The following is a 21,794-nucleotide window of genomic DNA, read 5'->3' as shown; positions in this document are numbered from 1 at the left end:
CGCCTCGGCCCGATGAGCTCAACACCCGCCGTTTCCGCCGACCCCCAGACTGGCTTCCTCGGCTGGATCGAACGCGTCGGTAACAAACTGCCCGACCCGGTCTTCCTGTTCTTCTACCTCATCGGGGGGCTCATCGCTGTGAGCCTAATCGCGGCTGGGCTCGACTGGTCGGCGCTCCACCCGACGGCGACGGGTGAGGACGGCGCGCCGCTGGTCATCGCGGCGGAGAGCCTGCTCTCGGCCGCGAACATCCAGCGGCTCTGGGTCGAGATGCCGACGACGTTCACGCACTTCCACCCGCTGGGGTACGTGCTCGTCGTGATGCTCGGGGCGGGCGTCGCCGAACGGACCGGGCTGTTCTCGACGGCCATGCGCGCCGCCGTCCGCAACGCGTCGACGACGTGGCTGACGCCGGTCGTCGCGCTCGTGGCCATGATGGGCAACCTGGCCGCCGACGCGGCCTACGTGGTCCTGATCCCGCTCGCCGCCGTGATCTACTACGCCGCCGGGCGGCACCCGATCGCGGGCATCGCGGCCTCGTTCGCCGGCGTCTCGGGAGGGTTCTCGGCCAACCTGTTGCCCGGCCAGCTCGACGCGCTCCTCTTCGGGATCACCGAGGAGGCCGTCGAGGCGCTCGTGCCCACGTGGGACGCCAACATCGCCGGCAACTGGTACTTCATCGCGGCCATGGTCTTCGTCGCGATCCCGGTCATCTGGTACGTGACGGACAAGGTCATCGAGCCGCGCCTGGGCGGCTACGTCCCCGAGGGCGACCACGCCGACGACCCCGACGCCGACCAGGAGATCACGGCCGACGAGCGGAAGGGGCTCCGCTGGGCCGGGCTGGCGACGCTCGCCGTCGTCGGCGTCTGGGCGTTCCTCACGCTCGGGCCGGGGACGCCGCTCATCGACGAGGCGGCTTCACCGGAGGCCCGGCTCTCGCCGTTCTACCGCTCGCTCGTGGCCGGCTTCCTCGTCCTGTTCCTGGCCGCGGGCTGGGCGTACGGCGTGGCCGTCGGCGTCGTCGAGAGCCACCGCGACATCGTCAAGATGATGTCGGGGGCGATGGAGGACCTCGCCTACTACCTCGTGCTGGCGTTCGCCGCGGCCCACTTCGTGGCCATGTTCGCGTGGTCGAACCTCGGCCTCATCACGGCGGTCCACGGCGCGAACGCGCTGGAGCAGATGGCGCTGCCGACGCCGCTGCTGCTCATGCTGATCGTGGTCTTTACGGGCGTGATCAACCTGTTCGTCGGCTCGGCCAGCGCGAAGTGGGCGCTCCTCGCGCCGGTCCTCGTGCCGATGCTCATGCTCGTCGGCATCAGCCCCGAGATGACGACGGCGGCCTACCGCGTCGGCGACGGGGCGACCAACATCATCACGCCGCTGATGGTGTACTTCCCGCTCATCCTCATCTTCTGCCAGCGGTGGCAGAAGGAGTTCGGGCTGGGGAGCCTCGCGGCGCTGATGGTCCCGTACTCGTTCGGCCTGCTGATCGTGGGGCTGGCGCTGGTCGGCGTGTGGGTCGCCTTCGAGATCCCGCTCGGGCCGGGGGCCACCGTCGAGTACGTCCTGCCGTCGGCCCCGACCGCGCCCTAGCCGCCCCGTCCGCCTCGGCGCCGAGGCGGGCCGAGCGGGGTTACCGACCGACGACCGTCAGCGTGCGTGTCAGGGCGACCCCGTTCCCCGTCGCACGGACGACATAGGCCCCCGGCGACAGCCGGCCGGCGGGCACGTGGGCCTGGACGTCGCCCGCCGTCGGCCCGTCGTGGAGCACGGCGACCTCACGGCCCAGCGCGTCGTACACCACCACGCGGACCTGCGGGCTCGCGGGCGTGAGGAGGCGAGCGGACACGCCGCCGGGCGACGGGTTCGGCCAGACGTCGAGCGTCGAGGGGGGGACCTCGCTTTCGACCGCGGGGGTCGCGCCAAGAGCCACCTCGATGGAGAACCGTCCAGCCAGGTCCTCCCCCTCCGCGACCTCGAACTCGTAGGGAACGTCGACCCCGAGCCCCCGCGTTGCGGAGCCCGACGATTCGTCTCTCAACAGGACGACGACCGGGGCGTCGTCGACGCGGCCAGGGTCGGCAGCGAGCACGAGTTCGTACGTGCCGGCCTCGGGCACGGTGACGGTGAGCGGAACCGTGACGGGATCGAAGGAGAGGCTCCCGAGCGAGACCGCCGCGAACCGGGCGGCGGGGAGGGGGGCCGAGGCGAGCGTCGCCCCGAGCGGGCTGACGACGTCGAGCGCGTCGAGCTCGCGGTCGTCGACGCCGAACCGGAGCGCGGCCGTGTCTCCGATGCCAGGCCCGCCCGAGAGGGCGAGGACCACCGCAGTCTCTCCCTCGGTCGGGGCGAATGGGGCATCCGCCAGGGGCGTCCCCTCGGTAGGACCGACTTCGGGGTCGAGCGTGACGGTGACGGTCTCGGGAGCCTCGGCCGGCGCGACCCGGAGGACGGCGACCTCATAGGGGCGGAGCACGAGGGGCCCGTCGTCGGCGAGGCCTCCGAGCGAGACGGGCCGAAACGCGCCGCCGTCCGCGTCGAACACGAGGACGATGTCCGTCACCGCGCCGCCATCGACGTCGAAGGCGCCCAGCGCGACGGGGTGATCCGTCGGGTTGCCGACGACCGCGAGGACATGGCCCGCGTCGTCCGGGTCCGTCTCGAATGAGAGGACGCTCGGCCCGGGGCCGCCGGCGAGCGTGAGGTCGTCGCCGTCGGTCGTCACGAGGAGCGCTTGGCCGCGCGAGAACACCGCGTCGTCCTTGGCCTCGACGAAGGCGTCGGCCGCGGCGTCGTACACGTAGACGGGCCCTCCGACCTCGGCTGTGACATCGCTGGCGGCGAGCCCGCCCACCGGTGCGGCGAACAGGAACGGTCCCACACCGGTGGGGACGGTCGCCGTCACGAGGTCGTCGTCGGTCAGGACGAGCGTGGCGTTGGAGGGGGACATCACGGTGAGCGGCGACTCCGCGCCAGGGGCGTTCGAGACCGAGAGCGCGAACCGGAACGACTCGTCGTCTTCGGCGAGGGCGTCGTCGGTGATGGGGATCGAGACGGTGTACGACCCCGCGCTGCTCACAGAGACGGAGGCCGCGGTGAACCCGTCGAGGTCGGCGCTGTCGCCGCTCGTGAGCGTGACCGTGACGGTGCCCGGGAGGTCCGGCTGGCCGTCGACCTCGACGACGAGGTCGACGGACCCGGCGTCCTCGGCGGCCGACAGCGTGGCTGCGGCGAACGAGACCGGGACCTCGCTTCCTCCGCTGCTTCCGCCAATCACCGTGACCTGTCCGGCGTCGCCCTCGGCGACGAGGACGCGACCGTCGGCCAGTTGGAGGAGCCCGGCCGGCTGCGCGAGGCCGGTCACGTAGTCCTCGGCCTCGTCGAGCGGGTCGCCGTCGGTGTCGGAGAGCACGGCGACCCGGCCCGCCTCGATGTCTGCGACGAGGACCCGGCCGTCGGCCAGCTGGATCAGGCCGGACGGGCTGTCGAGGCCGCCGACGTAGGGCTCGGGCGCACTGAGCGGGTTCGCCTCGGTGTCGGACAGGACACTGACGCTGCCCCCGCTGTACTCGGACGTGAGGACGCGGCCGTCGGCCAGCTGGACGATCCCCTCCGGGTCCTGCAGTTGGTTCAGGAACGTCCGCGGATTGACGCGGGGGACGCCGCCGCCGCCCGAGATCACGGCGACCCGGCCGCGGAACGACTCCGCGACGAGGACGCGGTCGTCGTCGAGCCGGAGCAGGCCGAGCGCCCCTTTCAGGCTGGGGATGAACGGGACCGGGTCGGCGAGCGGCTGGGCGTCCGTGTCGGAGATGACGGCGACGCCCCCTCCGGCCTCGGCGACGAGGACGCGCCCGTCAGCGAGCTGGACGAGGCCGGCCGGAAACACGAGGCCGTCGATGAACAGATCGGCCTGGGGGAGGGCGACCCCGTTTGCATTCGAGATCACCGACACCTCACCCGAGAGGTACTCCGACACGAGGACGCGGCCGTCTTCGAGCTGGATCAGAGCGTACGGATCGGTCAGCCCGGCGATGTACGGAGTCGGCTGGGCAGCGACCGAGGCCGTGAGGGCGAACGCCGCGAGGGCGATGTGGAGCGAGCGGAGCATTGGCGAGCGAAAGGGCGGTCCTCACAGAGGACGCCAGAATACCGCGTCCTCGACGTCGTCGTAGCCCGTCCGATGGCCCCAGATGACGCGTGCCGAGGGCAGGCAGAGGCCCCTCCTCGATGGCCCTACTCGGGAGTGGGGGCTTGCCCCAGTTGGGGCTAGGCGACAGCTTCGGGTGGACCACGCGAGCCGGGCCCCTGTACACCATGTAGGCGTTTGTCCCACAGGACGTACGCCTGCTCCCTTCTCACCCGCCCATCTCTATTCCCATGGCCAACATTCCCGTCGAAAAGACCCACACCGGTACGCCTTGGTGGCTCTGGCTTCTCGGCCTGCTCCTCCTCGGCGGCCTCATCTGGCTCGTCGCCGAGCTGTTCGACAACGAGCCCGACGCCGACGAGATCGCCGGCACCGACGACAACATCGGCGTCATCGACGACTTCGAGATCGAGCCCGGCGCCGACGAGGTGGACGGCGACGTCGACGAGTACGTCACCGTCTCGAACGCGGCCTACGCCGACGACGACGGCCTCTTCGAGACCGACGCCGAGCTGGCCGACGGCGCCGGCGGTGCCGACGACGCCGGTGAGCTGGCCGAGGTCACGAGCGCGGACATGGTCCGCGACGGCGAGCGGGCGATGATGAACGGCGTGACCGTGACCCGCTACCAGCCCGGCACCCGCGTCGACCTCTCGGACGCCCGCGTGCTCAACGTCGTGGGCGACAGCACGTTCTGGATCGGGACCGGCAACGACCGCCGGACGCTCGTCGTCCTCTCCAACCTCGGCGAGTCCGAGACCGGGGCCGGCGGCTCCGACGGCGTCTTCAACGTCGACGAGGGCGACACGGTCTCGATCGACGGCGCCTTCGCCCGCTACCGCGACGGCGACGAGGGGCTCTCCGAGCTCACCGACGCCGACACCGAGGCGCTCCGCCAGCGGAACACCTACATCCGCGTCAACACCCGCGACGACGTGACGGTCAACGGCTGACGCTGCCGACCACTACCCTTCTCCACAGTACCCTTCTAAACATATGTCACGCATTGCACTCTCTAACACCGGCGACTGGAAGCTGGAATTCCCTCAAGACCAGGACGTCCGCGGCTGGCCCGTTCTCGACAAGAACAACGCCGAGACCGGCCTCCGGGTCGAGGACATGATCGTCGACACCGACCAGAAGATGGTCGACGCGGTCGTCTTCACCGACGGGACCGAGTATCCGGCCCGCGACCTCTCGATCGGCGACGGCGTCGTCTACGCGACGGCCGACGCCATCGACGGCGCCCAGCGTGCCGGCGACATCGACGGCTACGGCTCGACCGTCCCGCACTCCGGCCACGAGTACTCCGACGACGTCATCGTCGACTACGATCCGGACTACCGGCGCCACTACGAGACGGCCTACGCCGATCACGACCGGGACTACGACGACGACCTCGTCCACGCGTACCGCTACGGCACCGAGACGGCTTACCACGACGACTACCGCAACCGTGCGTACGTCGACGCGGAGACCGACCTCCAGAGCGACTATCTCGCGCGCTACCCCGACCGGGACTACGGCGCCGACCGTTCTGCCGTCCGCTACGGCTACAACCGCGCCCGCGGCGCCGTCTAGCCGACGCCCGGCCTTTCGCATCGACGCCCGCCCCGGCCTGCCCGGGGCGGGCGTCGGTCGTTCTGGTCCAGGCCGCCTCGGCGATCGCGTGACCGAGGCAGGGGGTCACTTCTTGCGCCCGCCCAGCAGGCCGCCGATGAGCCCCGCAAGGATCCCGTAGAGCAGCGCGCCGATGAACGTCGGCCCGACGCCTTCGGTCGCGAACCCGTCGACAAACTCGGCCGCCAGCCAGAACATGATGGCGTTGATGACGAGCGTGAGCAGGCCCAGCGTGAGCCACCGCAGCGGCGTGGTGAAAAACTTGACCACCGCACCGATCGTGGCGTTGACGAGCCCGATGACGAGCGCGGCGAGCAGCGCCGTGACGAAGCCGGTCACGACGACGCCGGGCACGAGGTACGAGACGGCGAGGAGGGCGGCGGCGCTGGCCAGCCAGCGGAGGAGGAGCTTCATGGCGAGGGGTGGGGGGCCGCTGCCCTACGGAGCGCACGCCGGGAGGGTTCGGGCCCCTCCGCCTCGGTGGGGCCTGGGGGGGGCGGAACTCTGAGGCGGGGCTCCCAGGCTACGCCCGGACGAGGCGGCCGTCGGCGCCGCGGCGGTAGGGGACCCACGCGAGGGCCATCTCGACGACGTGCATGTCGGTCTGCCTCGCCTGGACCTCGACGGTCTCGAGGTCTGCCGACTCCGGGCTCGCTTGGAGGTCGATGTCGTCCATCTCGCGCTGGAGTTGGGCGTCGAGGTCGGCGTACTCGGCCTTGAGCGCGGCGAGCGTTTCCTCCGCCCGCTGTACGTCCGACGCCTCCTTCGACATCCGCCCGGCGGACCGCGCCGTGACGCCGATCTGGCTCAGCGTAGAGCGCGACGAGCGACGCCCGAGGAACGCCCCGAGCAGCGTGGTCCCGACGCGGACGACGGTGTCCATCTTCCGCTGGCTCGCCTGCGCAGCTTCTCGGTCGACGGCCTGTTCGGCCCGGTCCATCCGGTCTTCTAGCGTCTTGAGCTTTTTGGCGTAGCGCTCGCGGAGCGTCTCCTTCTGTGCGTCGCGGGCCTCACGCGCCACCTGCCCGATCCGGATGCGGAAGGCGCGCTCGTCCTCGTCCGGACGGCTCGTCAGCTTGGTCTCCGGCGACTGAAGAAGAACGAGCGGGCGCTCGGTCTGGAGCCGCCGCTTGAGGTCGTCGCCCCACCGATCGTAGTTGGCGGCGTCGGCCAGCGCGGAGGGGACGGGCGCATACGCAGCGCCATCCGCCGGGCTGGCGGTCGTCTCCGGACGGTCGGGGAGCGCCTCGGCGGAGGCCCAGTCGGGTACGTCGGCGACTTCGGCCAGCAGGGCGTGGCGCGCGGTGTGGTCCACCTCGGGCCGCGCGCGGACGTAGGGGACCTCGGCGCGGGCGAGGAGTCGGGGCACGTAGACGTCTGCCGGACTGCCCGCGAGGATCACCTCCGGGACGCCCGGCAGGTCGGGGCGCGTGCCGGCCTCCGGCTCCCCCGACGGAGACACCGAGGCGGGTGTGGTCGGCTCGGCGGCCGGAGCGGGCAGGTCGTCGGCCTCGGCGGTCTTGAGGTCCGTCATGAGCACGCCGATCTGCTCGCGCGTGAGCGGCCCGGCGAGGTAGCTCATCGCCCACCGCGTCTCCATCACCGTCGGCGCCGACTCGTGGACGTTGTGGAGCAGGAACCGCCGCTTGCCGAGGCCCGAGAGGAGCGCGTCGAGGTCGGACCGCGAGAGCCCGCCCTTCGCGGCGCCCTCCAGCCCGTCGAGCAGCCGCTCCTTGTCGCGCTCCGTCTGGAGCCGCCCGACGAGCCACGTGCCGCAGTTGGCGAGCGCCTTGTAGTCGAGGTCGACCGGGTTCTGGGTCGCCAGCACGAGGCCGAGGCCGAACGCGCGGGCCTGCTTGAGGAGCGTCAGGAGAAGCGCCTTCGTGGGCGGGTTCGCGCTCGGCGGGAGGTAGCCGAAGATCTCGTCCATGTAGAGGACCGCCCGCAGCGAGCCCGTGCCCGACTGCTGGCGCGTCCACGCGACCACCTCGCCGAGGAGCCGCGTCACGAAGAACATCCGCTCGGCATCGTTGAGGTGAGCGATCGAGAGGACGGAGATCTGCGGCTTGCCGGCGTCGCCGAAGAACAGGCGGTCGGCGTCGAGCGGCGGGCCCTGCGACCACGCGGAGAAGCCTGGCGAGGCGACGAGCCCGTTGAGCGCCATCGCGAGGCCCTTCCGGTCGCGCTCCGGGAAGAAGTCGTCCACCGACATCACGCCGAGCGTGTCGAACGGCGGTGTGAGGAGCGCCTTGATTAGATCCTCGACCGCGAGCGTCTTCCCGGCCGTCCAGGCGTCGGTGACGACGCGCGACAGGAAGACGTGCTCGGCCGAGGTCGGCTCGGCGTCGACCTCGAGGAGCGTCAGGAGCCCACCGACCGTCGCGTCGACGCGGTCGCGGAAGCCTTCGCTCCCGGCCGTCTGGGCGGGCGGGGCGAGGGAGCCGAGGACGGAGACCGGGAGGCCGGCGTCGGAGCCCGGTGTGTAGATGCGGACGTCGGCGGCGTCGCGGAGCCGCTGGATCCGCTCGGCCGGCTGGCCCCAGCCGTCGAGGCCGCGTCTCCAGGTCGCGGCCGTCTTCGCCGCCAGCTCGTCCGGCGAGATCCCGTCGCGTGTCGCCTCCGACTCGTCGATCCACGGGCGGAAGTCCTCGGCGGCGAGGCTCGGGAACTGGAGCGCGAGGTTGCCGAGGTCGCCCTTCGGGTCGATGGCGATCACCGGGATCCCATCGAGCGCGGCCTCCTCGAGCAGCCCGATGCCGAGCCCGGTCTTCCCGGAGCCCGTCATTCCGACGATGAAGGCGTGGGTCGTGAGGTCGGCGGCGTCGTAGAGGACGGGCACGTCGGTGACGGCGCCGTCGGCTACCTCGCGGCCGAGGTAGAAAACGCCGAGGCCTTCGAAGGGGGCAGACATCGCGAGCGGGGGAGGGGGCCTCGGAGTCTAGCGCGGGCTCGAGACGCGCGGCCAGCCCAGAGACGCCCGTATCCTCCGTCCATGCGATCCACCGTCCTCCTGGCTGCTCTCGCGCTCACCTCCTGCGCGGGCTCCCAGTCCGCCTCGGCGAATCTCCGGGGCCTCCCCTCCGACCTCCCCGTCCTCACGCGCACCCAGTGGGGCGCGGCCGAGCCCGTGGTTGAGATGACCCCCCACACGCCGACGGTCATCACGGTCCACCACACCGGCACGCCCGCGAACCCCGAGCGGTCGACGGCCGAGAAGATTCGGGCGCTCCAGGCCTTTTCGCAGCGCGCCGACACGCTCGGCGACGGCACCCCCAAGGTGGCCTGGGCCGACGTCCCGTACCACTACTACATCGGCACCGACGGCGTCGTGGCCGAGGGCCGCGACGTCCGCTACGAGGGCGACACGAACACGAGCTACGACCTCAGGGGCCACGTCCAGGTGGTGGTCGAAGGCAACTTCGAGGAGACGGAGCCCACGCCCGAGCAGTTGGCCTCGCTCCGCGGCCTCGTCGTGGCGCTTGCCGACGCGTGGGCCATCCCGGCCGACGCCATCGCCGGCCACGGCGACCGCGCCGTCGGCCAGACGGTCTGCCCCGGCGAAAACCTGAAGCCGTTCCTCCCGACCCTCCGCGCCGCCGTCGAGGCCGACTAAGCCGGCCTCGGTCGTGCGTTCGGGACCGCGCGGGCGGACTCAGATGGCGACCGCCTCATCAACGGCGATGCACGGGACGTCGGCGGAGACGCCGGTGAGGCGCTCGCAGGCCTCCCAGAGGCGGCGGCCGGTCGTCGGGTCGCGGGCTTCGTCCGAGATCGTCGCGCGGTCGGGCAGACCCCACACCTCGCCGAGGCCGCCGGGGCCGACGTAGTCGCCGGGGCGGACGCCGCTGGCGGTCGCGGCCACGAGCGTCGGGAGCGCGCCCTTCCACGTGTCCATGGCGAACGCGGCGTTGAACCCGCGCGCCAACACCTCGCCGACCTTGCTGCCCATCATCTCGGGCCCCTTGAACTGGAGGTTCGTGGCCGTCCACCCCGGATGCGCGGCGACGCTGAGCGTGCCGGACCCGGCCGCGTCGAGTCGCCGCTGAAGCTCGAGGGCGAGGGCGAGGTCGGCCAGCTTGCTCTGTTGGTAGACTGCCCACGGCCCGTAGTCCGCCTCGTGCATGAGGTCGTCGAAGTCGATCCGACCGCCCCGATGCGCGAGCGAACTGAGCCAGACGACCCGGCTGCCCGGCGTCTCGCGAACGAGCGGGAGCAGACACGTCGTGAGCGCAAAGTGGCCGAGGACGTTCGTCCCGAACTGCATTTCGAAGCCGTCGGCCGTCCGTCGCTTTGGGATGGCCATGACCCCGGCGTTGTTGATGAGGAGGTCGAGCCGGTCGTGCTTGGCCGCGTAGGCCTCGGAGAACCGGCGGACGCAGTCGAGGTCGGCGAGGTCGAGGCGGAGGATCTCGGTCGAGGCGCCGGGCACGGTGCCGTCGATGTCCGCGCGGGCGCGGGCGGCCTTCGTGAGGTCGCGGCAGGCGAGGACGACGCGGGCGCCTCGGTGGGCGAGGGCGCGGGCGGTCTCCAGCCCGATCCCGCTGTTGGCGCCGGTGACGACGGCGACGCGGCCGGTCTGGTCGGGGACGTGGGCGGTCGCCCACGAGAGGAGGTCGGACATGGCGGAGGGGAGAGGGGCGACCACTGGACGCTTGGCGGGCGTCGGCGATCCGACGCGGGACCCTTCTGTCGCGTTGCAGCGTATGGTTTACAGTGTTAACCTCGGAGCGAAGCGCTTCCGCGCCGGTCCCGTTCGTCTCTCACCGCCTCCTGCCATGGACGCCCTCTCCGTCTTCGCCGGCACGCCGGCCTGGGCCGCCGTGATCGGCGTGCTCCTCGTCCTCTTCGTGCTCGGGTTCACCGGCGCTCCGGCGTGGGCGTGGGCCCTGGCCGGCCTCGTCGCCCTCGTCGGCTTCGGCGCGCCCGTCTGGCTCGTCGTCGCGTTCGCTGCGCTCTCGGCCGTGTTCGTCGTCAAGCCGATCCGGCGCGTGCTCTCCGGTGGCGTCATGTCGCTGATGGAGAAGCTCCAGTTCCTCCCGGTGATCTCCGAGACCGAGCAGGAGGCCATCGACGCCGGGACGGTCTGGGTCGAGGGCGAGCTGTTCTCGGGCAAGCCCGACGGGAAGCGGCTCCTCGCCCAGCCCTACGCCGGCCTCACCGAGGAGGAGCAGGCCTTCCTCGACGGCCCCGTCGAGGAGCTCTGCCAGATGGTCGACGACTGGGAGGTCTGGCAGCGCCGTGACCTCCCCGAGGCCGTCTGGCAGAAGCTGAAGGACGAGAAGTTCTTCGGCCTCATCGTGCCGAAGGCGTACGGCGGCCACGGGTTCAGCCCGTCGCTTAACAGCGCTGTCGTCGCCAAGGCCGCGTCGGTGTCGAGCACGCTCGGCATCACGGTGATGGTGCCGAACTCGCTCGGCCCGGCCGAGCTGCTGGCCCACTTTGGGACCGACGCGCAGAAGGACCACTGGCTGCCGAAGCTGGCGACCGGCGAGGCGATCCCGTCGTTCGCCCTCACCGAACCCGGCGCGGGCTCCGACGCCGGGGCGATCTCGTCGCGCGGCGTCGTCTTCGAACGCGACGGCGAGCTCTACCTCAAGCTGAACTGGCGCAAGCGCTACATCACGCTCGCCGCGATCTCCGACGTCCTCGGCCTCGCGTTCAAGCTGGAGGACCCCGACGAGCTGCTGGGCAAGGGCCAGCACCTCGGCATCACCTGTGCGCTCGTCCCCACCGACACCGAGGGCGTCGTCCTAGGCAAGCGGCACGACCCGCTCGGCGTCCCGTTCTGGAACTGCCCGACCGAGGGCCACGACGTCGTCGTGAAGCTGGAGGACGCCGTGATCGGCGGGACGGCCGGGTGCGGGCGCGGCTGGCGGATGCTCATGCAGAGCCTCGCCGCCGGCCGCGGCATCTCCCTGCCCGCCTCGGCGACGGCCGGCGTCCAGCAGGCCGCCCGGGTCGCCGGCGCGCACGCGCTGATCCGCAAGCAGTTCGGGCTGAGCATCGGCAAGTTCGAGGGGATCGAGGAGCCGCTCGCGCGGATCGGCGGCTGGGCCTACACCATGGAGGCCGCCCGCCGCTACACGAACGGGGGCCTCGACCAGGGCGCCGCCCCGGCCGTCGTCACGGCCATGATGAAGTACAACACGACCGAGCTGTTCCGGAAGGCCGTCAACGACGCCATGGACATCCTCGGCGGCAACGCGATCTCGCGGGGCCCGCGCAACCCGATCGCGAGTGCCTACATCGGCCTCCCGGTCTCGATCACGGTCGAGGGCGCCAACATCCTCACGCGGACGCTGATGATCTTCGGGCAGGGCGCCATCCGCTGCCACCCGTACGCGCTCAAGGAGATGCAGGCGCTCATGGCCCACGACGTGAAGGCGTTCGACTCCGCGTTCTGGCCCCACATCGGCCACGTCGTCCGCAACGCGTTCCGGGCCGTTGGCCTGAGCGTCACGCGAGGGCTCCTCGCCGGCTCGCCCGTGAGTGGCCCGGCGGCGCCGTACTGGCGGAAGATGGCGTGGTCGAGCGCCACGTTCGCCTTCCTCGCCGACGTCGCGATGGGCACGCTCGGCGGCGACCTCAAGCGGAAGGAAAAGCTGACGGGCCGGTTCGCCGACATCTTCTCGTGGATGTACCTCGGCACGGCAGTCCTCCGGCGCTTCGAGGCCGAGGGCCAGCGGAAGGAGGACCGCGCGTTCATGGAGTGGTCCATGCAGTACGCCTTCGCCCAGATCCAGGACGCCTTCGACGGCCTCTTCGCCAACCTCCAGGTCCCGGGCGCGACCTGGCTGTTCCGCGGCCCGATCGCGGCGTGGAGCCGGATCAACCGGATCGCGGCGCTTCCGTCCGACAGGACCGGCCACAAGGTGGCGGCGGCGCTCCAGATGCCGGGCGAGCAGCGCGACCGGATCACGCCGACCGTCTTCACGACGCTCGACCCGGACCACACGCTCGGCCGGTTCGAGCACGCCATGCGCCTGTGCTACGAGGCCGAGGCCGTCGTGATCAAGGTCAAGGACGCCATCAAGCGGCGCAAGCTGCCCAAGCAGCACCCGGCGACGCTCATCCCGCAGGCCGTCGAGGCCGGCGTCATCACGCGCGAGGAGGCCGAGCTCCTCCAGCGCGCCGAGGACGCCCGCAACGACGCCATCCAGGTCGACGCGTTCGACAACGAGGACTACTTCGCGAGCGCCGTCGACCCAGCCCAGGTCACGCCCGACACGTCCGAGGTGGGCGCGGTCACGATCGAGGGCGACGGGGCCACGGCCGCCGTCGGCTTCGGCGACGCCGCGACCGTCAACGCGGGCGCCACGGCGTGGGCCGGGGCCGTCGAGCCTGAAGATCCCGCCGCAGAAGAGACGGCCTGAACGTCGGCCGCGAGTCGACCTGTCCCGCTGGCGGCATACGTCGCCAGCGGGAGCCGCGGGCGCGGCGTGCGAGTAGGTTCGGAACCCCTCATCCTGGGGGCCTCGGCGTGTGGCCGGCGGTCCCCGTCCACTGTGCCGTACCTCGACCACGCCGCCACGACCCCGCTCCGCGAGGAAGCCCTCGCGGCGATGCTCCCGTTCCTCCGGGAGACGTACGGCAACCCGTCGTCGCTCCATGGACCGGGCCGGCGGGCGCGCGTGGCGGTCGACCGGGCGCGGGAGCGGGTGGCGGCCGTGATCGGGGCGGAGCCGGGTGAGATCGTCTTCACGAGCGGTGGCACCGAGGCGGACAACGCCGCGCTCCGGGGCGTCGTCACGGGCGCCACGCGGCGGGACACCGGACGGCCCGGCCTCGTCACGTCGGCCGTCGAGCACGAGGCCGTGCTCCAGACGGCGCAGGCGCTCGTCACCGACGGTCATCCCGTCACGATCCTCCCGCCCGACGCCGCCGGCCGTCTCGACCCCGCCGGCCTCGGCGATGCGGTGGGGGAGGGGACCGGGCTCGTCTCGGCCATGCTCGTCAACAACGAGATCGGGACGATCAACCCGATCCGCGAGATCGCCGACGCCGCACATGCAGCCGGCGCGCTGATGCACACCGACGCCGTCCAGGCGGCCGGGCTGCTGACGCTCGACGTCGACGCGCTCGACGTGGACCTCCTGTCACTCTCGTCCCACAAAGTGGGCGGGCCGAAGGGCGTCGGCGCCCTCTTCGTGCGGGCGGGGACGCCGTTCGCGGGCGTCCAGACGGGCGGCTCGCAGGAGCGGAAACGGCGGGGCGGGACGGAGAACGTCGCTGGCATCGTGGGCTTCGCCGAAGCATTGGTGCTGGCCGACGCCGAGCGAGACGAGGCCGCGACCCGGATCGGGTCCCTTCGCGACCAGCTCCGCTCTCGACTCGTGGACGCCTTCGGAGACCGGCTCGTGGTCAATACGCCTGCGGACGCGGCGCCCCACGTCCTCAACGTGTCGCTTCGGCCGTCCGCCAGCGGCCCACTCGACGGCGAGATGCTCCTGACGGCGCTCGACCTGGAGGGCGTCCACGCCTCGGCCGGGAGCGCGTGCACGAGCGGGGCCCTCGAACCGAGCCACGTCCTCCTGGCCCTCCGCCGCGACCGCGACGTCGCCGCCGCGACCGTTCGCTTCTCCCTCGGCCGGACGACGACCGAGGCGGACGTCGAGGCCGCCGCGGGGGCGCTTCGCCGCGTCGTCGCCCGCCTCGACACCGTCGCCGCCTGAGTCATGCGCGTGCTCTGGATCGGACCGCCCGCCCCCTGGGCCGACGCCCTCGGCTCGGTCGAGCACGCCGACGACCCCCACGACGCCGCGGCCGACCTCGTCGTCCTGGTCGAGGGGGCCGACCGGTTCGCCGACTGGCTCCGGCGTCCCCGTCAACGCCCTCCGGTCTTCGTCGTCGCGGCCACCGAGGCGGAGGAGGACGCCGCGCTACGGGCCGGTGCCGAGGGCGTCGTCTCCGTCGACTCGACGCCGGAGGAGGCCGCCCGCGAGGCCCGCCGCGCCCGGGCCCGGCACGCGGGCACCGGCTCGGACGCCGAGCTGTACCGGCTCATGGTCGAGAGCGCGACGGACCTGATCACCGTTTCGGACGCGAGCGGGAAGACGGTCTACGCGAGCCCGTCGGCTCAGCAGCAGGTGGGGCGCCCCGCCCACGACCTCGTGTCCGGGCCGTCGCTGGCGTCGATCCATCCCGACGACCGTGACGCCGTGCTCGCGACGCTCGCCGAGGGGTTCAGCACCGGCGAAGCCAAAAGCCTCCGCTTTCGCGTCCTGACGCCCGAGGGCGAGACGCGCGTCATGGAGAGCCGCGGGCGGTCGGCCGCGGGCCCCGACGGCGCCCCCCTCGGCATCATCACGACGCGCGACGTGACGGACCAGGTGGCGACGGAGGCGCGGCTGACGGAGTCCCGAGCGCGGTACCGCACGATCGTCCGCGCGCTCCCCGACGTCGTCTCGCGCCTCGCCGCCGACGGCCTCGTCCTCGACTTCCACGTGCCCGAGGCGTTCGCGACGGAGTTTCCGGCCGAGAAGATGCTTGGGAAGCGGCTGCAGGACATCATCCCCGACCCGCTGGCGGCGAAGTTCCTCGACGCGCGGGACCGGCTTCTAGCGACAGGCGAAGTCGTTTCCTACGACTACGATGTCCAGTTCGGCGGGCGGACGTACTACCGGGAGGTCCGGATGGCGCCGATCGAGGGCGGCGAGATCCTCTCGATGCTCCGCGACGTGACGGCGCTCCGTGAGAACGAGGCGGCGCTGGAGCGGTCGAAGGCCGAGCTCCGCGCGCTCGCGACCCACCTCCAGGACGTGCGAGAAGAGGAACGGACGCGGCTCTCGCGTGACGTTCACGACGTGCTCGGCCAGCAACTCACGGCCATCCGCCTCGGCATCGGCTGGTTCGGGCGGCACTTCTCGGAGGACGAGGCCGCCCAGGCCCGCCTCGGCGACGTCCGCGAGACGATCGACGAGACGATCCGCCACGTCCGCGAGATCGCCTCCGACCTCCGCCCGGGCGTCCTCGACGACTTCGGGCTCGCCAGCGCCGTCGAGTGGCAGGGCAAGCGCTTCGAGGAGCGGACGGGGACGGGCTGCCGCGTCGACGTGCAGGGCGGGACCGAGCCGCCGACGGAGGTCGCCACGGCGGCCTTCCGCGTCTTGCAGGAGGCCCTCACGAACGTCGCGCGCCACGCCCACGCCGGCTCCGTCGCCGTCACGCTCGTGCTCGGGGCTGAGACCGTCCGCCTCGTCGTCGCCGACGACGGCCGCGGATTCGACCCCGAGCGGGTCGGGCGCCGGTCGCTCGGCCTCGTCGGGATGCGCGAGCGGGCGGGGGCTCAGGGCGGGACGCTCGACGTCCGCGGGGTCCGTGGCCAGGGGACCGTCGTAGAGTGTACGTTGCCGCACCACCACGCATCGCCTGACGGCTCTCCCCCAGCGTCATGACCCGGATTGTAATCGCCGACGACCACGTTCTCGTCCGCCGCGGGCTGGCCGAGCTGCTCCGCGAGATGGACGACTTCCGCGTGGTCGGGGAGGCGTCCTCGGGTGATGAACTGCTCCGCCTCGTCCGCGATGAGCACGTCGACGTCGTCGTGATGGACATGAGCATGCCGGGCCCGAGCGGGCTCGACCTCGTCAAGTCGATCAAGGCCGAGTTCCCGAAGCTCCCCCTCCTCGTGCTCTCGGCCCACCCTGAGGACCAGTACGCCGTCCGCGTCGTCCGCGCCGGGGCGATGGGCTACCTCACCAAGGAGAGCGCCGAGGCCGACCTCGTCGACGCCGTCCGCCGTGTGGCCTCGGGCAAGCGCTACCTCACGCAGACGCTGGCGGCCTCGCTCCTCGACGCGCTCGACGCCGACCCCGACGAGGACCCGCACGCCGCGCTGTCCGACCGCGAGTACCAGGTGCTCCGGCTCATCGCCTCGGGCATGACCGTCGGCGGCATCGCGGAGCATCTCTCGCTGAGCGTCAAGACGGTCTCGACGTACCGGAGCCGGCTCCTCCAGAAGATGGGGATGTCGAACAACTCGGAGATCACCCGCTACGCGCTCGAGAACGGCCTCGTCGAGTAGGACGGACGCGGACGCTCCGACGGGCCGGGCTCCGGCACGTCGCTGCGGCGTCTCGGGCGCCCCGGCCCCGGGCGTGCGGGCGGTCGAATCCGTAGGATGCTCCATCCCCCGGACTCGCCTTCACTCGATGCCCCGCCCCATCCGTGTCCTCGTCGCCGACGACTCGTCTCTCCTTCGCCGTCTCCTCTGCGATGCGATTCGGGAGGTCGACGGCGTCGAGGTCGTCGCCGAGGCCGCTGACGGTGCGGAGGCCATCGACGGCGTCCGTGCCCACGAGCCGGGCGTCGTGGTGCTCGACCTCCAGATGCCGGTGATGGGCGGCCTGCAGGCGCTCCAGCGCCTCCGCGCGAACGGCCTAGGGTCCCACGTCATCGTCCTCACGAACCACGCCGACGCCGTCTACCGCAGCGCGTGCCTCGAGGCCGGGGCGAACCACTTTTTCGACAAGTCGGCTGGGATCGACCGTGTCCTCGAGGTTCTCCGACAGATGACCCAGGGCGAGGCGTAAGCGGGGCGCCCTACGGGCCGGGTGCGGCCAGCGCCTTGCGCATGAGGACGAGCGGCACCGGCGCCCCGCCGCGGTCGTCGACGACGTCCTCCACAGGCTCGTATCCGCAGGCCCGATAGAGCGGCTCCCCGGCCTTCGTCGCCATCAACTCGGCCGTCCGGAACCCCTCGGAGGCCGCCGCCGCCTCGCAGACCGAGAGGATCCGGCGCCCGACGCCCTTCCGCACGTGGTCGGGGTGGGTGTACATGGCCCGGACGCGGGCCGCGTCACGGGCGGGGTCGAGGAGGGCCGGGTCGCGGCCTGGGGAGGCATCGCCGCCGTAGAGCGTGGCCCGTCGGCTCCACCCACCGCACCCCGCGATCTCGCCATCGGCCTCGACGACGTAATACGTTCCGTCGTCGATGAGGAGCGTGTCGATGCCCATGAGCGCACGGCTCGCGGCGACCTGCTCGGGCGTGAGGAACGGGCGCTGGAGCTCGGCGATGGCCGCGTCGGCGAGGGGCCGGAGCACCGCGAGGTCGTCGGGTCGCGCGATCCGGTGCGTCAGCGTCGCCACGTCAGTTCAGGCGCGGGTCGTCGGGGAACGTCGAGAGGAGGGCGTACTCGCCGCCGAGCTGGCGGAGGACCTGTCTCCAGAGCGCGTCGTCGCCGTCGGCGAAGACGAGGTCGGCCGAACCGGGGAGCACGATCCATGCGTTCTCGTCGACCTCGGCGTCGAGCTGGCCCGAGCCCCAGCCCGAGTAGCCGACGAAGAACCGGACGCGCTCGGGGTCGACCCAGCCGGCGGCGATGGCGCTCCGGAGCGAGTCGAAGTCGCCGCCCCAGAACACGTCGTCGAGCACGGGGAGCGTGCCGTCGAGGTCTCCGTAGGGGTGGAGGTAGTGGAGCGTGTCGGATTGGACGGGCCCCCCCATCCAGAGCTCGGCGTCGAACGAGAACGCCTCGTCGGTGGCCTGCGATAGCGCGAGCCCCGTCGGCCGATTGAGCACGAGGCCGAACGAGCCGTCGGTGGTGTGCTCGCAGAGGAGCACGACGGTCCGGCGGAAGTTGGGGTCCGCCATTGGAGGCTCGGCGACGAGGACGTCGCCCGGGACGGGGGCAGGCATGGGGTGGGGGACAGGCCGCCTCATCAACGGCCGCGCCGCGGCGGGGTTCACGGGGCGCCGGGGAATGGCCTACGCCCCACGCCAAGGTGCGCCCGACGTGGCCGTCCGCGCCCGGCTGGTCCCGCCTCGGCGCCGAGGCGGGACCAGCCGGGCGCGTGGCAGGCGGAGGGCCGGCGGAGGGCCGGCAGCATGCGCGACGCATCGATCCTCACGGGGACCGCACGCCCGGCCGAGTAGCTTTCGGCCCGACCGTCTCCGCGCCCTCCATGTGGTCCGACTCAATCCTCGACACCATCGGCAACACGCCGCTCGTCCGTCTCCAGACGCTGGGGCGGGACCTCCCGTGCACCGTCCTCGCGAAGGTCGAGTTCTTCAACCCCGGCGGGTCGGTCAAGGACCGGATCGGCATGGCGATGATCGAGGACGCCGAGGCCAAGGGCGAGCTCAAGCCGGGCGGGACCATCATCGAGGGGACGTCGGGCAACACGGGGGCCGGCCTCGCCATCGCCGCCATCGCCAAGGGCTACCAGTGCATCTTCACGACGACCGACAAGCAGAGCCCCGAGAAGGTCGACGTCCTCCGCGCCCTCGGCGCTGAGGTCATCGTCTGCCCGACGAACGTGGCGCCGGACGACCCCAGGAGCTACTACTCCGTCGCCAAACGGCTTTCGACCGAGATCCCCAACTCGTTCTACCCGAACCAGTACGACCACCCCGCCAACACCGAGGCCCACTACCGGACGACGGGCCCGGAGCTCTGGGACCAGACCGACGGCCGGATCACCCACTTCATCGCCGGGGCCGGAACGGGCGGCACGATCTCCGGCACCACGAAGTACCTCAAGGAGCAGAAGCCGAGCGTCAAGGCGATCGGCGTCGACCCCTACGGGAGCGTGTACGCCGAGTACTGGCGAACGGGCGAGTTCAAGGAGTCTGAGATCTACCCGTACCTCACCGAGGGCGTTGGCGAGGACATCCTGGCGGGCAACATGGACTTCTCGCTCGTCGACGACTACGTCCAGGTCGACGACAAGACGTCGATGCGGATGACGCGGCGGCTCGCGCGCGAGGAGGGCCTGTTCGTGGGACAGAGCTGCGGGATGGCCGTCGCCGGCGCGCTCGACTGGCTGCGAGCGCACGAGGGTGAGCTGACGGAGGAGGACGTCGTGGTCATCCTGTTGCCCGACAGCGGCTTCCGCTACCTCTCGAAGACCTACGACGACGAGTGGATGCGCCGGAACGGGTTCCTCGAAGAGCCCGATACGCTCACGCTCGAAGACGTGCTTGCGGTCCGCCCACGGGCCGAGGCCGTGATCGGCGTCGCGCCTGACGACACGCTCGCCTCGGCCATCGAGGCCATGACCCAGCACGGAATCAGCCAGGTCCCGGTTCTCGACGGCGACGAGGTCGTGGGGAGCCTCAACGAACGCGGCGTGCTCCACCGGCTGATCGCCGAGCCCGAGGCGCGCGACGAGCCCGTCCGCGCCGTGATGGGCGCGCCGCTGCCGGTCGTCCCCGCCTCGGTCCACCTCGACGACCTCACGGCCACGCTCGACGGCGAGGCCGGGGCCGTCCTCGTCCGCGCCGAGGCGGGCGGGTTCGACATCCTCACGCGGAGCGACCTCATCGCCGCGCTCGCGCGCAACGGCCGCCCCCGCTAGCCCTCCCCCACGCGGCGGGAACCGAACAGGCCTGCCGAGATCCCACCTCTTTCCGACTCCCGACCCATGGAACCCCCGTCCGGCCCGCAGACCCCATCCCTCTCCATCGAACTCGCCGAGGAGATCGCGGAGGGCGTCTACTCGAACCTCGTCATGATCGCCCACAGCCCGGAGGAGTTCATCCTCGACTTTATCCGGGTGATGCCGGGCGTGCCGAAGGCGCGCGTCAAGAGCCGGATCGTGGTGACGCCGGGCCACGCGAAGCGGCTCCTGGCGGCGCTCGCGGAGAACATCCAGCGCTACGAGACGCAGCACGGGGAGATCGGCGAGATGCCGCCCCAGACGCAGGTCCAGTTCACGGGCCCCGAGGGCGAGGCGTAGCGGGCGAGGCTACTTCCTGAGCCGCGGCTCCGACCCCACCGTCCCGTCGCCGACGGGGAGGACGTGGACGGCCCACACGGCGTCGACCGCCTCGAGGAGCCGGTCGATGTCCTCCCGCGTGTGGTCGGACGTGAGGCTGACGCGGAACCGCTGCTGCGACGTCGGGACGGCGGGCGCCTCGATGTGGTTGAGGAAGAGCCCGCGCTGGTGGAAGTCGTGGGCCGCGGCCCGGACGTCCGTGCCGGCCGGGACCGGGAGCGAGAACACCGCCGTGACGCCCGAGGCGTCGGCGAAGCCGCGCTTTTTGAGCTCCTGCGCGAGGTACCCCGTGTTCTCCATGAGCCGCCCGTGGATCTCGGGCTCCTCCTCCAGCACGTCGAGGCCGGCGAGGACGGCCGCGCAGATGGCCGTCGACGGGGCCGTCGAGAAGACGTACGACCGGGCGAAGTAGCGGAGGTAGTCGATGACGTCGCCGCCGGCGGCGACGAAGCCGCCCGACACGCCGAACGTCTTCGAGAACGTGCCCATGACGATGTCGACGGTGTCCGCCGCGTCGAACATGGCGACGGTCCCGGCCCCGTTCGGGCCGGTCACGCCCGTCCCGTGCGCCTCGTCGATGATGAGCGTGGCCCCGTGCTTCCGGCAGACCTCGCCGATCCGGTCGAGGCGGGCGACGCTGCCCGACATCGAATACACGCCTTCGACGGCGACGAACAGGTCCTGGAACCCCCCACCGTGCTTGGTGATGAGCGCGTCGAGCGCGCGGTGGTCGTTGTGCGGGAACGGGCGGGCCTCGATCCGGCCCATCTTGAGTCCGTCGAGCATCGACGCATGGATCTCGTCGTCATAGAGGACGAGGTCACGCGGCCCGGGGAGGGCGCTCATCATCCCGACGTTGGCCGAGTAGCCGCTCGAGAACACGAGCGCGGCCTCCTGCCCCTCGTGCGCCGCGAGTCGGTCCTCCAGTTCCCGGTGAAGGGGACCGTGCCCATTGAGGATCGGCGGGCCCCCTGCGCCCACGCCGTACTGGGCGACGGCATCCCGGACGGCTTCGATCACGCGGGGGTGCGTGGCGAGCCCGAGGTAGTTGTTCGACCCGAACATGAGCATCGGGCGCGTCTCGCCACGGTGGTCGCGGACGACGACCTCGCGCTCGGCGGCGGTCAGCACTTCACGGAAGTGGAGCCCGTCGATCGCGTTCTCGCGTTCGCCGCGGATCCGTCCCGTGAACTCGGAGGTCCGTCCCGGCAGGTCCATCTGCGTTCGGATGCGGACGAGATCGCGGTAGGAGAGAACGCGATCCGAATGACGTGGTGGGGTCGTCATGAAGCAGGTCAGC

18 protein-coding genes are annotated in these 21,794 nt (G+C 71.7%); 11 read left to right on the top strand and 7 right to left on the bottom strand.

Features of this window, described 5'->3' with window-relative positions; genetic code table 11:
* The first annotated feature begins 12 nt into the window (after positions 1-12).
* Positions 13-1,599 carry an AbgT family transporter gene (locus tag BSZ37_RS15420; protein ID WP_095511411.1) on the top strand — a complete coding sequence of 529 codons (1,587 nt, stop codon included), beginning with the start codon at positions 13-15 and terminating at the stop codon, positions 1,597-1,599.
* A gap of 40 nt (positions 1,600-1,639) precedes the next feature.
* Here BSZ37_RS15420 and BSZ37_RS15415 read toward each other — a convergent pair whose 3' ends face one another.
* Positions 1,640-4,117, bottom strand: coding sequence for a Calx-beta domain-containing protein (locus BSZ37_RS15415; RefSeq protein ID WP_095511410.1), 2,478 nt, complete (start codon positions 4,115-4,117; stop codon positions 1,640-1,642).
* Between the two features lie 269 nt (positions 4,118-4,386).
* Here BSZ37_RS15415 and BSZ37_RS15410 point away from each other — a divergent pair, with 269 nt between their 5' ends.
* Both BSZ37_RS15410 and BSZ37_RS15405 read left to right on the top strand, forming a co-directional pair.
* A complete protein-coding gene (locus BSZ37_RS15410; protein WP_095511409.1) occupies positions 4,387-5,109 on the top strand; it encodes a hypothetical protein in 723 nt (240 codons plus the stop codon).
* A gap of 43 nt (positions 5,110-5,152) precedes the next feature.
* Positions 5,153-5,737, top strand: coding sequence for a hypothetical protein (locus BSZ37_RS15405; protein WP_095511408.1), 585 nt, complete (start codon positions 5,153-5,155; stop codon positions 5,735-5,737).
* Between the two features lie 105 nt (positions 5,738-5,842).
* On the opposite strand, the gene BSZ37_RS15400 is transcribed toward BSZ37_RS15405, so the two are convergent.
* Positions 5,843-6,190, bottom strand: coding sequence for a phage holin family protein (locus tag BSZ37_RS15400; protein WP_095511407.1), 348 nt, complete (start codon positions 6,188-6,190; stop codon positions 5,843-5,845).
* A gap of 109 nt (positions 6,191-6,299) precedes the next feature.
* A complete protein-coding gene (locus tag BSZ37_RS15395) occupies positions 6,300-8,687 on the bottom strand; it encodes a helicase HerA domain-containing protein (RefSeq protein ID WP_095511406.1) in 2,388 nt (795 codons plus the stop codon).
* An 81-nt stretch (positions 8,688-8,768) separates the two neighbouring features.
* Between BSZ37_RS15395 and BSZ37_RS15390 the strand changes: the two genes are divergently transcribed.
* Positions 8,769-9,389: a peptidoglycan recognition protein family protein gene (locus tag BSZ37_RS15390; protein WP_095511405.1), complete on the top strand. Its 621-nt coding sequence runs from the start codon at positions 8,769-8,771 to the stop codon at positions 9,387-9,389.
* A 39-nt stretch (positions 9,390-9,428) separates the two neighbouring features.
* Here the strand turns inward: BSZ37_RS15390 and BSZ37_RS15385 are convergent, their stop codons facing one another.
* Positions 9,429-10,397 carry an oxidoreductase gene (locus tag BSZ37_RS15385; protein ID WP_095511404.1) on the bottom strand — a complete coding sequence of 323 codons (969 nt, stop codon included), beginning with the start codon at positions 10,395-10,397 and terminating at the stop codon, positions 9,429-9,431.
* A 154-nt stretch (positions 10,398-10,551) separates the two neighbouring features.
* Here BSZ37_RS15385 and BSZ37_RS15380 point away from each other — a divergent pair, with 154 nt between their 5' ends.
* From BSZ37_RS15380 to BSZ37_RS15360, 5 genes are all read left to right on the top strand, one after another.
* Entirely contained in the window at positions 10,552-13,149 is a 2,598-nt protein-coding gene (locus tag BSZ37_RS15380) for an acyl-CoA dehydrogenase (protein ID WP_095511403.1), read from the top strand.
* Between the two features lie 132 nt (positions 13,150-13,281).
* Positions 13,282-14,448 (top strand): cysteine desulfurase family protein, encoded by a 1,167-nt coding sequence (locus BSZ37_RS15375; protein ID WP_095511402.1) that lies wholly within the window; start codon positions 13,282-13,284, stop codon positions 14,446-14,448.
* 3 nt (positions 14,449-14,451) lie between these two features.
* On the top strand, positions 14,452-16,170 hold the full coding sequence (locus tag BSZ37_RS15370; RefSeq protein ID WP_095511401.1) for a PAS domain-containing sensor histidine kinase: 1,719 nt from the start codon (positions 14,452-14,454) through the stop codon (positions 16,168-16,170).
* Positions 16,167-16,799 (top strand): response regulator, encoded by a 633-nt coding sequence (locus BSZ37_RS15365; RefSeq protein WP_095511400.1) that lies wholly within the window; start codon positions 16,167-16,169, stop codon positions 16,797-16,799. Before BSZ37_RS15370 ends, BSZ37_RS15365 begins: the two co-directional genes overlap by 4 nt.
* A 127-nt stretch (positions 16,800-16,926) precedes the next feature.
* The gene (locus BSZ37_RS15360) at positions 16,927-17,307 is read left to right on the top strand and encodes a response regulator (RefSeq protein WP_095511399.1); all 381 of its coding nucleotides are present in this window, start codon (positions 16,927-16,929) and stop codon (positions 17,305-17,307) included.
* Between the two features lie 10 nt (positions 17,308-17,317).
* On the opposite strand, the gene BSZ37_RS15355 is transcribed toward BSZ37_RS15360, so the two are convergent.
* Positions 17,318-17,863 carry a GNAT family N-acetyltransferase gene (locus tag BSZ37_RS15355; RefSeq protein WP_095511398.1) on the bottom strand — a complete coding sequence of 182 codons (546 nt, stop codon included), beginning with the start codon at positions 17,861-17,863 and terminating at the stop codon, positions 17,318-17,320.
* Position 17,864: 1 nt separating this feature from the next.
* Positions 17,865-18,413: a YqgE/AlgH family protein gene (locus BSZ37_RS15350; protein ID WP_095511397.1), complete on the bottom strand. Its 549-nt coding sequence runs from the start codon at positions 18,411-18,413 to the stop codon at positions 17,865-17,867.
* A 266-nt stretch (positions 18,414-18,679) separates the two neighbouring features.
* On the opposite strand from BSZ37_RS15350, the gene BSZ37_RS15345 reads away from it, so the two are divergent.
* Positions 18,680-20,074, top strand: a complete 1,395-nt coding sequence (locus BSZ37_RS15345; protein WP_095511396.1) for a cystathionine beta-synthase — start codon at positions 18,680-18,682, stop codon at positions 20,072-20,074.
* Positions 20,075-20,140: 66 nt separating this feature from the next.
* Entirely contained in the window at positions 20,141-20,455 is a 315-nt protein-coding gene (locus BSZ37_RS15340; RefSeq protein ID WP_095511395.1) for a DUF3467 domain-containing protein, read from the top strand.
* A 9-nt stretch (positions 20,456-20,464) separates the two neighbouring features.
* On the opposite strand, the gene BSZ37_RS15335 is transcribed toward BSZ37_RS15340, so the two are convergent.
* Entirely contained in the window at positions 20,465-21,781 is a 1,317-nt protein-coding gene (locus BSZ37_RS15335; protein ID WP_095511394.1) for an aminotransferase class I/II-fold pyridoxal phosphate-dependent enzyme, read from the bottom strand.
* Positions 21,782-21,794: the final 13 nt, after the last annotated feature.

The sequence above is a fragment of the Rubrivirga marina genome (assembly GCF_002283365.1).
GTDB classification, from domain to species: domain Bacteria; phylum Bacteroidota; class Rhodothermia; order Rhodothermales; family Rubricoccaceae; genus Rubrivirga; species Rubrivirga marina.
Note: the sequence above shows the minus strand (reverse complement) of the source record. Positions and strands in the feature narration are given on the sequence as shown.